Source organism: Amycolatopsis halotolerans (assembly GCF_042647905.1).
GTDB classification, from domain to species: Bacteria; Actinomycetota; Actinomycetes; order Mycobacteriales; family Pseudonocardiaceae; genus Amycolatopsis; species Amycolatopsis halotolerans.
Genome location: NZ_JBHRWI010000069.1, coordinates 1 through 14,849, shown reverse-complemented (window position 1 = coordinate 14,849; position 14,849 = coordinate 1). Strand labels below are relative to the sequence as shown.

General features: G+C 68.9%; 13 protein-coding genes and 2 pseudogenes. 4 read left to right on the top strand and 11 right to left on the bottom strand.

Annotated elements, in window-relative coordinates:
- Positions 1-679 precede the first annotated feature (679 nt).
- A complete protein-coding gene (locus tag ACFORO_RS41445; RefSeq protein ID WP_377875851.1) occupies positions 680-934 on the bottom strand; it encodes a hypothetical protein in 255 nt (84 codons plus the stop codon).
- A 383-nt stretch (positions 935-1,317) separates the two neighbouring features.
- A complete protein-coding gene (locus ACFORO_RS41440) occupies positions 1,318-2,055 on the bottom strand; it encodes a GbsR/MarR family transcriptional regulator (RefSeq protein WP_377875853.1) in 738 nt (245 codons plus the stop codon).
- A 218-nt stretch (positions 2,056-2,273) separates the two neighbouring features.
- On the opposite strand from ACFORO_RS41440, the gene ACFORO_RS41435 reads away from it, so the two are divergent.
- Both ACFORO_RS41435 and ACFORO_RS41430 read left to right on the top strand, forming a co-directional pair.
- Positions 2,274-3,236, top strand: coding sequence for an ATP-binding cassette domain-containing protein (locus ACFORO_RS41435; protein ID WP_377875855.1), 963 nt, complete (start codon positions 2,274-2,276; stop codon positions 3,234-3,236).
- The gene (locus ACFORO_RS41430) at positions 3,233-4,036 is read left to right on the top strand and encodes an ABC transporter permease (protein ID WP_377875857.1); all 804 of its coding nucleotides are present in this window, start codon (positions 3,233-3,235) and stop codon (positions 4,034-4,036) included. Before ACFORO_RS41435 ends, ACFORO_RS41430 begins: the two co-directional genes overlap by 4 nt.
- A gap of 20 nt (positions 4,037-4,056) precedes the next feature.
- Here the strand turns inward: ACFORO_RS41430 and ACFORO_RS41425 are convergent, their stop codons facing one another.
- The 7 genes and pseudogenes from ACFORO_RS41425 to ACFORO_RS41395 all read right to left on the bottom strand — a co-directional run bounded on the left by ACFORO_RS41425 (position 4,057) and on the right by ACFORO_RS41395 (position 8,100).
- Positions 4,057-4,371 (bottom strand): hypothetical protein, encoded by a 315-nt coding sequence (locus ACFORO_RS41425; protein WP_377875859.1) that lies wholly within the window; start codon positions 4,369-4,371, stop codon positions 4,057-4,059.
- Positions 4,372-4,747: 376 nt separating this feature from the next.
- Positions 4,748-4,966 (bottom strand): annotated as a pseudogene (locus ACFORO_RS41420) (pentapeptide repeat-containing protein); the annotation flags it as partial.
- Positions 4,967-5,019: 53 nt separating this feature from the next.
- A pseudogene (locus tag ACFORO_RS41415) lies at positions 5,020-5,073 on the bottom strand (hypothetical protein); the annotation flags it as partial.
- Between the two features lie 36 nt (positions 5,074-5,109).
- Positions 5,110-5,385 carry a hypothetical protein gene (locus ACFORO_RS41410; protein WP_370935152.1) on the bottom strand — a complete coding sequence of 92 codons (276 nt, stop codon included), beginning with the start codon at positions 5,383-5,385 and terminating at the stop codon, positions 5,110-5,112.
- A gap of 72 nt (positions 5,386-5,457) precedes the next feature.
- Positions 5,458-6,609: a N(5)-(carboxyethyl)ornithine synthase gene (locus ACFORO_RS41405; RefSeq protein ID WP_377875862.1), complete on the bottom strand. Its 1,152-nt coding sequence runs from the start codon at positions 6,607-6,609 to the stop codon at positions 5,458-5,460.
- 49 nt (positions 6,610-6,658) lie between these two features.
- On the bottom strand, positions 6,659-7,012 hold the full coding sequence (locus ACFORO_RS41400) for an RGCVC family protein (protein WP_377875864.1): 354 nt from the start codon (positions 7,010-7,012) through the stop codon (positions 6,659-6,661).
- 758 nt (positions 7,013-7,770) lie between these two features.
- Positions 7,771-8,100, bottom strand: a complete 330-nt coding sequence (locus tag ACFORO_RS41395) for a hypothetical protein (RefSeq protein ID WP_377875866.1) — start codon at positions 8,098-8,100, stop codon at positions 7,771-7,773.
- A 2,520-nt stretch (positions 8,101-10,620) separates the two neighbouring features.
- Between ACFORO_RS41395 and ACFORO_RS41390 the strand changes: the two genes are divergently transcribed.
- Positions 10,621-11,043, top strand: coding sequence for an ATP-binding protein (locus tag ACFORO_RS41390; protein ID WP_377875868.1), 423 nt, complete (start codon positions 10,621-10,623; stop codon positions 11,041-11,043).
- 952 nt (positions 11,044-11,995) lie between these two features.
- Entirely contained in the window at positions 11,996-12,595 is a 600-nt protein-coding gene (locus ACFORO_RS41385) for a DUF1707 domain-containing protein (protein WP_377875870.1), read from the top strand.
- Between the two features lie 763 nt (positions 12,596-13,358).
- Here the strand turns inward: ACFORO_RS41385 and ACFORO_RS41380 are convergent.
- Together ACFORO_RS41380 and ACFORO_RS41375 are read right to left on the bottom strand one after the other, a co-directional pair.
- A complete protein-coding gene (locus ACFORO_RS41380) occupies positions 13,359-13,913 on the bottom strand; it encodes a DUF5994 family protein (RefSeq protein WP_377896754.1) in 555 nt (184 codons plus the stop codon).
- Between the two features lie 328 nt (positions 13,914-14,241).
- Complete coding sequence (locus ACFORO_RS41375; protein WP_377875872.1) at positions 14,242-14,532, bottom strand: hypothetical protein; 291 nt, start codon at positions 14,530-14,532, stop codon at positions 14,242-14,244.
- Between the last annotated feature and the right edge of the window lie 317 nt (positions 14,533-14,849).

The window sequence follows — 14,849 nt, the reverse complement described above, 5'->3', positions numbered from 1 at the left end:
AGGATTGGACGTCGGCTGGCCGCGGCGTATCGCGCCGCTCGTCGCGGACGTCATGAACCGGTAGGCAACGGTCGATCCGGCGGCCGCGCCCGGGAAACCTGTGGGCGCTTTGCGTCCGCTGGTATCGGCCGGACATCTTCGGGAAGGCGAAGCGTTGTGCTGTCGCCGTCCTGCGGTTGGGGATCGCCCACGAAGCACGCGTCGCCGACGGAGGCATTCGCTTGGACGACGGTCGGTGGTTCGCCCAGCCCTCCGGTGCGCTCGCCGCTCGGGTGCCGGCATCAGAACGGGCTGGAAATACTGGTTCCGTGCGCGCGGCGGGGTTCGCCTGTCCGGAAGCCGCCACCGCACCCCGTCGGCCGCGATCCTGGCGGCGTGCAAGGGAAAGGTCACCGAGGGCTAGCGGACATGGCGGCGGGTCAAGGACGACCGCACGCTCCTGGAGCTTCGCGAAGATTGCAGCGCCATCCGGAAAGAGAAGTCGTCTTAGGCGATTCGGACGAGTCCGTTATCTGTACGTTCCGTGTGCGCACGGGCAATTTAAACCGTGACGTGGTTTTAAGCCCGATTGACCGCACGTGCGGCGCCTGTGTCCTGCACTGCTCGAGCACTTGCTTGATTGCTGGTGCGACGAGGTTGCTGCGCTCCAGAATCCGGGACAGGATCGCAAGATCGGCTCTCAGCGTGGGCTGGCCAGGACGCCGACGGCGCAAAAGGTCAAACGCTCCATTGTCGCGGCCTGCTTGCGGCGGCGACCTCCCGGCAGGAGCATTCTCAAGACTTTGAAGGCCTCCTCGCGGCGGTCTTTGTCGTTTGTGCGGATCGCCGTAAGTGCCGTTACTGCGACCAAGACCACGTACACAACGGTCGGCAGGCCGGACACGACGAGAATCGGCAAGGATGCCGCTTCGTGGATGCTGGCCCCTGGCCCCATTTCAGCTCCTTCTTATGGCGTGCAAGAAGAAGCGCTTGCGGCAGGACGCCAACTTGGGATCGTGGTCCGGCAGGACGGTGCTAGTGCCCCTCGGCCATGATAGGCGACATCGTGCCGAGGCCCTGCCACAGCCCGAAGGCGGTGTTCGCGCAGCAGCCTGCCGCCCGGGTTGCAGGCGAATGCTCGAGGCAGGCGAACAGGATCAATTGGCCCTGGCGAGCCGAGTGGTGTCTCTTTCCTGATCACGTGACAATGTTGTGGCCGCCTGCGCGCGAGAACGATGATTCCTGCGCGGAAGCTGTCTCAGCGGTAAGGCCTATCAAGCGGATGCTTGATATCGCGACGGAAGCGACGTGGCGAGACCTGTGTTCAACGTGATCTGTTCAGTCGTCGGTTTCGGACGTCTGTCGAGGGTGGGCGGAGTAGATCTTGTGCCAGTGCTGGACTGAGCGGACCAGGTCGTCGATGACGTGGAGGAGGAACTCGCTCGTGTTTTCCAGTCGAGCGCCGGCGGGGGTGGCGGTGCCGAGTTTCTGGGCTGCGATCTTGCAAGCTTCGGCGATCCGGGTTTGGTTGCGCGCGCTGGCCATGATGGACTGGAATGCTACGTCGTCGTCGATGGCGTAGCGTTCGGCGCGACTGTGGGGATCGCGTTCACGTTTGACGAGTGCCTGGTTCTCCAGGTATCCGATGGCCTTGGAGATGGAGGCGGGGCTGACGCGCAGGCGTCGCACGAGTTCCGCGGAGGTGAGGCTGCCGCTGTCAGTGGTGAACAGCGCGCCGAGCACCCTGGCCATCATCTGCGGGAGTCCTGCCTGAATCATCAGTTCCATGCTCTGCGCGTCCACCTCGTCCACGAGCCGTGGATCGCGCCCGCCGAGGTCGGCCCTGCCCGGTGACGGTGTTGGCGCACTGGTCCCGCGCTGACGCGCACGTCGTGTGCTGGCCCGGTGGGCCGCCTCGGCGCGGTAGCCGCGCGGTCCGCCGTTGTGCATCACCTCACGGGTGACGGTGGAGGTCGGCCGTCCGATGCGGCGGCCGATGGCGGCGTAGGTCAGCTCCTCGCGCAGTCCTGCGGCGATCTGCTGTCGGTCCTGGAGGGTGAGTCTGTCACCAGGCATCGGGCGGCCTCCGCTGTCGGCGTCGTGTCCAGCTTAATGCAACGAGAGTGCAGTTGCATTAGCCAGCATAGATCACGCAACGATTCACCCAATTCTAGCTGGGGTTATGCCGTTGCTTCACAAAGATTAGATTGACGATTTTGTGTATGCAACGTAACTTTCGCCAAGTCGTGAAGGTTCTCACTGACACTGGATCTCACCAACGGGGAGCGAAGCCCATGACTACTGATCTCGGTCGACCCGCGCTTGCAGCGACCGCGATACGCAAGGCGTACGGCGACCACGTCGTGCTCGACGGCATCGACCTCGACATCCCCGCGGGGTCGGTCTTCGCGTTGCTCGGCCCGAACGGCGCGGGCAAGACCACCGTGGTGCAGATCCTGTCCACGCTCATCCGCGCCGACGCCGGCGAGATGCGGGTCGCCGGCCATGACGTGGTGCGGGATCCGGACGCGGTGCGTGCCGCGATCGGTGTCACCGGCCAGTTCTCGGCGGTGGACGGCTTCCTCACCGGCGAGGAGAACCTTCTGTTGATGGCCGACCTGAACCGCCTTCCCCGCCGGGAACGGCGGCAGCGTGCAGCTGACCTGCTGCAGCGGCTCGATCTCGTGGACGCGGCCCGGAAGCCCGCGGCGACGTATTCCGGTGGGATGCGCCGCCGCCTGGACCTCGCGATGACGCTGGTCGGCCGGCCCCGCGTGATCTTCCTCGACGAGCCGACCACCGGGCTGGACCCGCGCAGCAGGCGGACCATATGGGAGATCATCCGCGGACTGGTGACCGGCGAGGGCGTCACGATCGTCCTCACCACTCAATACCTGGAGGAGGCCGACCAGCTCGCCGACCGGATCGCGGTGCTGCACCGGGGAAAGCTGGTGGCGGAGGGCTCGCCCGAGGAGCTCAAGCGGCAGGTCGGCGGCGGCCATGTCACCCTGCGGTTCGCCGACCCACGCAGTTACGACCACGCGGCCCGGACGCTCGACGTGTTGTCCCGCAACGATGAGGCGTGCACCCTGCAGATCCCCAGCCAAGGCGATGTCCGGTCGTTGCGCGAACTGTTGGACTGGCTCGACCGAGCCGCGCTCACCGTGGACGAACTCCAGGTCCACACCCCCGACCTCGACGACGTCTTCTTCGCCCTGACGGGAAACCCGGTCACGGAACAGGAGCCTGCCCGATGAGCGCCGTTTTCAGCACTGTCTCCCACGCCTTTGCCGACTCGGCGACCATGTTGCGCCGCCAGTTGCGGCACATGCTGCGTTATCCGACGCTTATCCTGACCGCCGCCGGGGTTCCGGTGGTCTTCCTGCTGCTGTTCGTCTACGTTCTCGGCGGCATCCTCGGCAGCGGCCTCGGCGGGCCGTCGGGCGGCCGGGATGCTTACGCGAACTACGTCGTCCCGGGCGTCATCCTGATGACTGTGGCGACCGCGGCCCAGGGCACGGCGATCTCGGTAGCCATCGACATGACCGAGGGCATCGTCGCCCGGTTCCGCACCATGGCCATCGCCCGGGTCTCGGTGCTCACCGGTCATGTGCTGGGCAGCCTGATCCAGACCCTGCTGAGTATCGCTGCTGTCATCGGGGTCGCGCTGCTGGTGGGTTTCGAGCCGACCGCAGACTTAGGCGCATGGCTCGGCGCGCTCGGCGTGCTCGTAATGATCATCCTCGCGCTCACCTGGCTGTCGGTCGCACTGGCCATGGTCGCCAAGAGCGTCGCCACCGCGAGCAACATGCTGACGCCGCTGATGATCCTGCCCATGCTGGGCAGCGGGTTCGTCCCCGCCGACTCGATGCCCGCCGGGTTGAAATGGTTCGCCGAGTACCAGCCGTTCACCCCGTTCATCGAATGCCTGCGCGGGCAGCTGATGGGCACCCCGATCGACAACAGCGCAATGCTGACCGTCGGTTGGTGCGCCCTGATCGCCCTGGGCGGCTACCTATGGGCCAAGAAGCTCTACAACCGCGAGCCCGCCAAGTGAGCGTCTTCGTGGTCGGTATTTCAGGTCGAACTGAGTCTTGGGTCGCTGGTCGTGATGGCGCGGGCAGTGAGGTAGGCGGTCCAGTCGTGTTGGGAGTAGCTGGCCCAGGCGTTGGTGGTGTTGATGTTGATATCGAGGATTTTCGCGAGGACGGCGGCGAGGACAGCTGCGGGGAGTTCGGCGGCCAGTGCGGCCAGAGCAGCACTGCAGGCGCGGCGAAGGTGAACAGGCAGGTGTTTGCGCAGGGCGCGGCAGAGAGCGTCACGGGCGGGTCGTCCGGGGAGCCCGCCGGGGAACAGCCAGCGGGGACCGTCGCTGGTGGTGCGGTCGAGCATTGCCGCACCAACGCCGTGGTCGCAGTGGGCGCGGAGCAAGGCTGCGACGGCGGCCGGAGGCAGTAGGCGATGGTGGGACATCTGTAGCCAGCTGGTGCCGTCAGAACCGGTGTAGATGCCCTAAATTGCGGGTCGTGTGGCGCCCGCGTAATCGTCCCCAGGGTAGCGATAGTTGCCGACTTGCACGGGCTGGCCGAAGTCGGGTGCGTTGAGCAAGTTTCTGGAGCGCGATCGCCGCAGTCGTCGCGACTAGCGCCGCCGCCTACCTGGTCACACGGGCTCGACGCCGGCGGTCACGAGGATGACCGGAGCAGGTCCGGCGGGCGATTCCATTGCCCGCCGGACCTTTCACCTTCCCCGCTCGCGTGGGGAGAACCTAGACGGCTTCGCGCAGCCGAGCGCGTCGGAAATCGGCGTCGACGAAGCACGCCCGGGAAAGGTCCGCGCCTCGGAAATCGGTATCCGTGAAGGTGGTGCCGTTGGCTGCGGCGCCACTGAGCGAGGTGTTCGAAAGCCGGGCGTTGTCCAGGGCAGCGCCGCGTAGCTTGGCTGAGCCGAGGATCGCGTCTCGCAGGTCGGCGTGGGCCAGGGTCGTGCGGTCGAGGTCAGGTTCGCCCGGGCCAAGACCGCGTTTTCGCCGAAGCGGGCTTCGCGAAGCACCGCGCCGGTCAGATCAGCTCCGGACAGTTCCACGTCGGTGAGGTCCGTCTCGCTCGCACCTCCCGCATCGGGGCGGGCTCAGCCGCCAAGCAGTGCGGGCGGTGCGGAAGCCTGCCGCCGCGTGGCGGCAGGCGGGGAGGGCTCCGCGGCCGACAGCCGTGTTAGGCGGCCCCGGGCGAGCCGGTGCACCATGTCGCCGAGGGTTTCGGGAACGATCGAGCCATCCAGATCGCGGGCTGCGGCGCGGACCTCCCGGTGCACCGCGTCGGGGGAGAGCTGGCTGGCGAATTCGCCGCCGAGCCACTCGCCGACCTCGGTGACGACGTCCTTGCCAGTGCTCGGTATCGCAGTCATTGAGACTCCTTCCCGAGCGAATGCCGAGAATCTGGGCGACGAGACCGGACCGTCGGCAGCGGGTGCCGACGGCTACGTCACGCGGTGGGGATAAGCCGCGGAGCGCCGTTGGAAGGTGAGGATCGCCGGGTTCGCGATGACGCCGTCGCGGATTTCGACGGCGCGTCCGATGGTGTCGTCGGTGTCCCATGCGGAGGGTCCGTCGAGCACCGGTCGCAGCAGGGGGAGCAGTGCCTCGCTGATCTCCCAGGTCGCCGAACTCCACAGGTAGGACGGGCTGTGGTCGACGGCGTAGTAGGTGATGCCTTCGCCGACGGTGAAGGTCGGGTCGGCGAAGGTGGTGGGCTGGGCCCAGCTGAAGCCCATGCCCTCGTCGCACGAGACGTCGACGATGAGGCTGCCCGGTTCGAACGCGTCCAGGTCGTCTTTGACGAGGAACGTCAGCGGCTCGGCGGGATCCTGCAGGACGCAGTTGACGACGATGTCGTGCTCTGCGAGGAATCCGGCGAGGGGGACTCGTCCGCGGTCGGTGAGTGCGTGGCTGCGGCGCGGGTCGCCGGTGCTGTTCGCGTCGTGCTGGAAGTGCACCATCGTCGCGGAGTGGATGGGCGAGCCGACCGCGGTGATGCCGCGGCCGGTGAGGACGCGCACGTCGTGCACGCCGTGTGCGTTGAGCGCGGTGACCGCGCCTCGCGCGGTCGCGCCGAAACCGATGACCACTGCCCGGAGGCGGCGTCCGTAGTCGCCGGTCGACCCGGTCAGCTGCAGGGCGTGCAGGACCGAGCAGTACCCGGCCAGCTCGTTGTTCTTGTGGAACACGTGCAGTCCGAAGGAGCCGTCGCGGGTCCAGTGGTTCATCGCCTCGAACGCGATCAGCGTCAGCCTGCGGTCGACGGCCAACTGGGTGAGTTCCCGGTCTTGGACGCAGTGCGGCCAGCCCCACAGCACCTGGTGCGGCCGCAGTTCCGCGACGTCGCTCAGCACCGGTTTGGCGAGCAGGACGACGTCGCATTCGGCGATGAGTTCCTCCCGCGTGCGCAGCCCGGCGACGGTGCCTTTCAGCTGTTCGTCGGGCACGCCGAAGTCCTCGCCGTAGCCGTGTTCGAGGTAGATGCGCTCGCGCAGATCGGCGTCGATCCGCTCGAGATGCCGGGGGTGGATCGGCAATCGGCGTTCGTCCGGTTTCCGCGAATGCGCGACGACTCCGAGAGTGAGCTGGTGCACCGGGTTCCTTTTGCTCGATGGTGGTCTGGACAACGTGTGCCCGAGGGCGTTATCGGCGCAGGTCTTCGGGCGTTTCGTCAATGAGGTGCAGCAGTCGCACAGCGAGGGCCTGGCAAGCGGTGTCGGTGAGGCCGGTGTCTTGCTTGAGCAGGTCCCGTACCTTGGCGACGCGTTGGTCGTAGCGGGAGACGAAGTCGATTCGTGCGGTCATGGGTCGTTCCTCTTTCTTGGTTTCGCGGCCGCCAGCGGCGCAGGCGCAGCGGCGGTGGAGCGCGCCTGCTGCGGTCGCGGCGCAGAACCGGTCCGCGATCGGGTCGTGCGCGTCTGTCTGATGTGGACAGACCGGGCAATCGCCGGACGGTGCCGCGGCGGTCGGCGCCAGCGCGGCGCGCATCGCGATCATCGCCGGGCTCTTCGGCCGGCGGTCGCCGATCCGTTCGCGGCCGTGCGGAACACGCTGGCGACGGTGCCCGGGGAATGGACGGGCTCCGTGCGGGCCCGCAGCGGAATGCGGTGCGGTACGTTCATGACGCTCCAGCCCCGGCAACCACCGGAACTGGGACGAGAAGGCCGGCGTGCCGCGATCGTCACCACGTGGCGCGCGAGAACCAGGCGGAGTCCGGGGACGGTGCAAACTCGATTGCCCGCACACGGGATGCTCCCGGACACCACTGACCCTACACGCGCCTGGGTCTCAGCAGGTAACGGTCACCCGCTCGGCGCCGTCCCGGCATCCCGGCGACCGGGCCGCCGGCCGGGGACCGTTCCCGACGGGGATCTCCGGCGGCACCGAGCAGGCCGGCCCGCCGAGGACCCGTGCCGATCGCCGTGACCGGCAACCGCCCGGCCGGATTCGGAGAACGCGGCCCTGCCGCCGTCGACATCCGCGTTCGGCACCGGCGAGGATCTGCCGCGCCACGCGGTGAACCCGGCGTGCGCGGCTGGAATCTCCGGTGCTTCCGCGCCTCGAACGACGTGCTCACGGCGCTGCGCGGAGCGTGTGTCGCTGGTGAAGCACGACGGTTCGGCGGTTCCGGCGCAGATGGCTGCTGGTTGCGCTCGTGTCGGCGCAGGCGACGCCAGTGCAGACGCAGAATGCGGATCCGCTTGGCAGAGTTTCGTCAGGGGCGGTGTGCTCGAGGGGTACGCACCGAGTTCCGTTCAGCACGATTGCCCGCCCGGCAAGCGCGCGAGCGGGTCGGCCCGCGCGGCGTTCCACCGCAACGCCGCGTCCAGCTGTGCCTCCGAAAGCCGTACCCGTCGCGAGATCTGGCGCAGGGATGCGCGGCTCAGCGACGAGTACCGGCTGGCCTGGCACAGCAGCCCGAACCACCACTGCTCGTCGACCCATTCGAGCTTGGCCTTGCTCACCAGCGCGGCCAGGTGCTCGTCGCAGCACGCGTGGACGACCCGTTGTCCGGGCAAGGCCAATTCCACGGAATCGACGACCGACGAGTCGCGCACCAGAGCGGTCTGGAGGCTCGTGGACACGGGCCGCTCGCCGCAGTACCCGCAGGGTGGGTCACGACGGCCGGGGATCGCCCCGAAGGAGTAGGCAGGCGGCACCAGAACCTCCGGCTCACTGCGACCAGTTCCGTCTCGCGGGCAGCAAGCCGGTGCCGGGGCGGAACGGCGTCTGCACGATCCCGGGCAGGGCTGAGGCCGTCCCCCTCTGCGGAATCACGCTACGGGCACCATGACGCGATGTCAGTACACCATCCGGGTCCGCCGCAGCCGCAACGCTCGAGCAGAGTGCGCACGAGATCGGCGGTGCGAGAGAAAAGCGGCCGCTTGACTTGCGGTGCAAGCGAGTCCGGTCTTCGCCGCCCACGGAGCGCGGCTGGCTCCGGGCAGCAGTGGCCGGGCCGAGAGCTGTCCGGCCGCTTCGGCCGGCGCCGCGGCGCCGGCAGGCAGTAGCGTGGCGTGGTCCGCTGACCGCGGCCACCAGCCGCTGCCGACGTGCCCGCAGTCGGAGCGGGCGGCTTCAACGAAACCCGCGCTGCAACGGGCCGCGCGCTGCCTCCGGCCTGAGACTGTCACCCGGCTTCCCGTGCTCGAGGTAGCCTCCGTTGCCGTTCGGCCCATGGAGAGGTCGACACCCCCAGCAACAGCGGAGGAACGAAGAGGCAAGCCTGGCATTTCGCCGTACGGCACAGGAAACCGGCCTCGGCGCCGCCCTGCCGGGTCTGCACGGCCGATGTCCGGGCCGGTCCCCTCGAACGTTCGGATGAACCTGGTGGCGCGTGTGCTTGCCGACCCGCCAGCCGCAGCTCAGCCGGGCCAGCCTTGTCGTCGGCCGACATCGCGGCCTGTAATCGACAACTGCCGTGCCGCCTGCCGCCACGCGAGCATTGCCGCCGAAACGGCGAAGGTGCTCCCGCCGCGCACCGCACCGGACGCCGCCGAGCAGTCCCGCCGACAGCTCTGTGTATTCGCTTCCGGCCGACTGCCCGGCGTCCGGCGCGGCCGCGGTCTCGCGTTCGTCCATTGTGGAATCCTTAAGCGCGGGAGCGGAAAGCCGCCCTGCCGGGGCGCGGTCGCTTGGCAGGGCGGCGGGCGCTCCGCGAGGTTCCCGGCCCCTCCGCAAGCGACAGGGACACGGCTCTGCCGGTGCGGCACCGGTTCGCCTGCGCCGCACCAGCCGACGAGGTTGGGCAGGGCTCCAGCCGGCGATCGCGGTCCGCGACAGCGGCGACGGCAGCAGCGGGAGGGTGTACTGTCAGCGGTGTCCGAAGGCATTCCGTGTGCGGGTGCAGGAGCCCGCATCGTCCTCGGGTCTCATCCGGTCACGTGAACCGGGGACGGGAGCACGGCATGCAGCCGGCCTACGGCGCACCATCGTCTTCCCAGCGGCCATGATGCCGCCGAGCAGCTGCGGGCGGGTTTGTGCTCCGTCGGCAGCGCCCACTCGGGAGGGGTGACGGTGCGGCGTGGCCCGCTGCCGTGCGAATGACGGAACCCGTTGTGCGGAAAGAATAACAACGCAATATCGGAGCGGTTCGCAGGTCCCGTCGCGGCCCGATGCGCTGATCCGCCCGCAGGACGTACTCCGGCCGCGGTTTCCTCCGGCGGAGAGCCGGTTCCCGCGTCGGCGAGCCCCGGCTTCGGAGCCGTTTTCCGGCGTGTAGGGCCGGTGGTATCGGCGTCCGCCAACGGGCCGGCCGGACGGGAGCGACTGTCCCGGCGAACCTGGCGGCGGGCATGGGAATCGGACTTGTTGCCGGCAGGCGAGCGGTCGCGGTACAAGGGGCCGAACGCCGAGGAGGGCTGTTTCGACAGCGCCCGGCGGCCGCGGTCCCGGAAGCCGGGCACGGAAATCCGCCCCTAGGTCGAACAGTTCGGGCGGGTCGGCCGCATCAGGTTCAAATCCGGTCGCTGGGGATCTCGTTCCTTCCCCGCTCTGCCACGGGCCGCACCTGGTTGCGCCTGCCGGGTTTCCGGCCTCCGGCAACGCTCCGTCGTGGTGACCAGGCCGCACGTCCGCGACCTGACGATCCCGCCGTAGGCGGATCCGGTCGCCGCGCCTCGCGCGCTGCACGCGGCCGGTCGGACGAAAGGGTCGGGACCGCGTGGGAAATCCTTGTCCGCTCGGGTCATCGGACCGTCCATTCCGGCACAAGGAGCGACGTCTGTCCTGCGTGCGGATAACGGGCCAATCATCGTTGCCGAACCGTCGCAGACGCGGGCTTGGTCCGCGGCTGCCGGCGAGTTGCCGGCGACGGAGCGGCGAGCGCGCCGCTTCCCCCGCCAGCCGGACCGCAGCGGGGGCGGCACCGCGCCCGGATGCAGCGGCCAGCCGGACCGGTTCGCCTCGCTCGCGTGGGTGGAATCGGACGACCGTCCGCGCCCGAACTGCCGCCCAAGGGACGCAATCGCGTCCGGCCGCGAAGAAACCCGGCCGGAACGGGTGTGGACGGGATGTCCTGCCGGGTACCTCTCCTTGATGAGAATCCGGATATCGGCCCGTTGCGTTCCCTCCGCGAGTCTGTCCGCCGGGACGGATCGCGGCGGATGACCGGCAGCGGAGGGGACAACGGATGCCCGTGGACGCTCGACGTGCGCGGGACCGGCCTCTCGTCGGTGCCCGCCGTCCGCGTCTGGGCGGCCGGTCTGCTCGGCAGCCTCAGCGCCGATCGTCGGCCCGACGTGCTCCTGGTGCTCGACGAACTCGTGACGAACGCCCATGCGCACACCCTCGGCCCGACGTGGGTCCGGCTGACCGAACAGCCCCGGCCTTGCCTGGTCGTCGTGGAAGCGGACGACCTCTCGCACGGCTGGCCGGTCGTCCGTGCTCGGGGAGGGACCGCGCCGCACGGACGGGGGATGCAGCTCGTGGACCGGCTCGCGGACGAGTGGGGAGTGCACGACAATCTGGACGGAAAGACCGTGTGGGCGCGCTTGGGCTGGTCCGGGGAAGGCGTCCGCCGGCGGTGAGTGTCGCCCGCCGAGCCCGACAGCGACCAAGGCGGTCGTGGAGATCGACCAGAGGAAGCGGACTGGCCCTGGCCGCAGTCGTGGCGGCCGGTTCCGACGACCAGACAGCCTGGCTTGCCCCGCAGCCGTCGCGGACGGCCGAACTGGAGCGTGCGGAGCACCGTGGCGAGGTACGGACACAGGTGCGCGAGTGCCCGATGCCGCGGAACTCGCCGAGATGCCCGGGCGTTCGGAGCATCGGCTTCGTGACCGGCGTCCGCCGCCGATGGAGATCAGCACGCGGCGGGCGACATCCGGCGCAACCTCCGTGCGGGGCTGGAGATCGGGGCATTCGAACCGGCGAGCAGCAAAGCAGGCAGCGGGGTCCGCCTTTCCGATCAGCGACAGTCCGGCCGTGTTCGGGAAATTCTTCCGGGCAGGCAAAGGCCTTCGCGGCGATCGGGCACGCAAGGCGTGTCACGCGGTTTCAGCCGTCCGCGGAGCAGCGCACGCGCATCCCTCTTGGGCGGCGTCGCTCTCGACAAGGAACCCGGTTCCGATCCTCAGCGCACCTTCTGCCGGCTGGGCAAGCTCTGGAACATCGACACACACCAGCGACTGATTCCGGGATCTCGCCGCAGTGGTCGCGAGCGGGCGAAAAGACCTTCTGCCTCGGGGCCGCGAGTCGCGAGTCCTGTCGCGAACTTCGTGCCAGGACTGGTTGCGATGAGGCAAAGCGAGAACGAGACGCGACCGATCGCAGCTCGATGCGGCACCGGAGCCGTGGCGATCGCGGCGGGCGCGAAATGGACGTTGCGCGCGGTGTGTTCTTCCGCCGCATCCTCGGCGTCCGGATCACCGTGCCGGCAGCCGAATGTCCGATTAGCGCGCGACCTTGCTCACTGCGTATTGCACCGCACGGGCTTTCGGTCATCTGGTCGCTGTTCGGCGGCCGACCCGATAGATTGAGGACGTGTCAGACGGCGAACTCGAACCGCGCGGTGGTGACGTAGCGCGCGGGAATCAGCGTGCGTCCGATGCCGACCGCGACCGTGCGGTGGAACTGCTCCGGCAGGCCGTCGGTGACGGCCTGCTCGGTCTCGACGAGTTCAGCGACCGGGTCGGCGTCGTGCTCGCGGCGGGGACCCGGGGACAGATGGAATCGGTGCTGGCCGATTTACCCGGGCTGTCGCTGTTTCCGCCCGAACCGCCGTTCTCCGAACCACCCGCGCTCGTGCTCCGCACCACCAACGGTTCGGTCAAGCAGGAGGGCGAGTGGGTCGTTCCGCGGCGGATCCTGGCGCAGTGCGGCTCTGGCCGCGTCCGGATCGACTTCACCCGGGCTGTGTGCCGGCACACGGAAATCCAGCTGAAAATGGTCTGCACCGGCTCGGGGCAGGTGCAGGTGACCGTGCCGCGCGGATGGTCGATCCGCGTCGAGGAGCTGAGCGCGACCAGCGGCAGGGTCATCGACAAGGCGGCGGACCCGTATGTGCCGGGTTCCCCGTTGATCTGGGTGTCCGGCGAGCTGGCCAGTGGACGGCTCAAGATAAGGCATCCGCGCGAGACCTGAATGGCCGACACGACGAGGGCGGTCCGCTCAGTCGATGACGGTCGGTGTCGCGCTGAGCCAAGCGCTGCGAGCCGGCTGACTCCGGAGACCGACGCGGCGACGTGGAACGCAGGACCGCCATTGGCCGGGCTTTCGAAGCTCCGCACGTGCCGAACAGGGAACTGCCGTCCGAATCCGCGTCGCGCGGACCGGTTCCGAACGGTCGCTCGCGGCGGCGGCCAGCCCAGAACGGGATCGTCTCCGTCGCGGGGCGCGGCGGTTCGCGATAGGCATGGGCGAGCAGAAGGGCGTCCGGCGCCTGCTTTCGCGGCCTGCTGGAAGTTTCCTTTCGCTGAAGCGAAAGACGCCGATGGCAGGGGTGGAATCAGTCCGTTCAGGATTCCCTGGCACTGTGTCGGCGCGTGCCGACGCAGTTTCGCGCCGGCTCGACCACGCGAGAGATGGCGACGGATCAGCTGTGACTGGAAGACCTGGGCACTCCGAGGTTGTGCCTGCCCGGCCGTGGACTTCGGGGCGGGTGTGCCTGGCACGGCTCCGGCTGGTTGCGCGGTGCTTCCGGATGTGTTGTGGTTCAGTCGCTTTCTCGCCGCCACAGCTCGCCCGGCCGGCTCGTCCGCCAGAGCGGACGACCAGGTTCGCTTGGCGCGAAAAAGATCGTGATCTTGTCGGGCGGCCGCTTGCGGGAACAACGCGGAGGAGGCCGCCCCGCCGCTGCGGCGACCCTGCGGTGGGCGCTCGTCCCGCCGGAGGGTCGCGGGAAAATCTAGGCTGACGCGGGGATGCGGCCGCCGTCGACGTCCCAGCGCTGGGTCGCGTCGTCCATCGCGCCGGCGGCCGCCGCCTCGTGGTCGGTCTCGCTGGGGGCGGCGAGCAGGGACTCGACGGTATCGAGGTTGTCCCGGTGCGCCGCGGCCGCCAGAATGCGATGCGCGTCGGCTTGCCCGGTCTCCGGCGGTACGACCAGCAGAGCCAGCCGGCGCGGTCCCCGCGCTCCGGTGACGGTCACTGTGTCGGGGTGGTGCGCGCGGAATCCTTCGAGCCGGATCGCGGAGCCGTCGACGGTGAGCCGGCGCTGAGCCGGAGTCCAGGCGGCGAGGTGGTAGGAGACCCGTTCGATCCGGTCCAGCCGCACGGCGAGCATCGCGAGCAACGCCGACAGTTCCACGGCTAGTTCGCGGGTGTAGGGCCACCATGCGCCGTCGACGTATCCCGTTGCTGGGCCGTCCGGTTTCAGCCGCAGGCGTGGTGCGCGCCAGGCCGGTGTGGCGGCTTTCCTGGCCGAGACAGTGCTGGCGACGGTGCGGAGGTTCGGTGCCATGGCGGCGTTCCCGTCCCCGGCCGCTGTCACCGTCCGGACTGGGTGCCGAGGACGGTGCAAGCTTGACCGCTCACGCACGAGATGCTCTCGGACACTGTCAACACTGCACCCTTTGCCTCGCCGGTCGCGGAAACGCCGACGGCAGCGGGACTTCGCTTCTGAGCAGCCGGAAATCGGGACGAGAAAAAGAACCGTTCACGGGGAAGACGCCACGCCCGCGCGGGTCGTCCTTTTCCGTCCCGGTCGTCGACTGGCCGCGGCTCAAGCCCCCGAACTCGGCGAGGGGTTTCGCGGACTGCGCGTGGTGGCCGCGGTGCGGGCCGGCCGGTCACGGTGTTGTCGTGATGTGGAAGGCGTAGTGCCCGTTGATGTCCTTTCGGACGTCGAGTGTTTTGTCGGCGAGCCGGACGCGGGTCTCGCGGGCGAGGAACACCTGGGTGTCGCCGGTCGCGATGATGTCCTCCTCGGCCGCGGGGTAGGCGGCGACGTCCACGGCGAATGCGGCGCCGTCCTCGGGAAGGCCGTCGAGCGTGAGGCGCAGGCCGCCTTCGGCGTGGAAGTTCTGGGATGCGGTGAGCTGGTTGATCGCTTCGGTGGCTGCTCCGGTCAAGGTGAACATCGGTGGTTCGCTTTCTACGTGTTGTGCTCAGGCGGCGTCGCCGCGCCTTGTGCTGCGTGGATCGGTGGCAGACGGCGCGTGCTGCGTGCGGGCAGGTCCGAAAGCTGGGCATCCTGGAGCCAGAGGTCGTGCTCGTGCGGCGGGGTTCCGCGCAGCCAGCGAACCGAGGGGGCTGGTCGCGGGGTCGGGCGTCGGGAGGGCGGAGTGCGGGCTGGTCGGCGGTGCCCTCGTGATTCTGCCGCGAATACCGGGGCGCATGGGCGTTCCTGGTGCGATTTCTGCCGTGCCTGTTGTCGCGGACCGCTCCGATGCGGAAG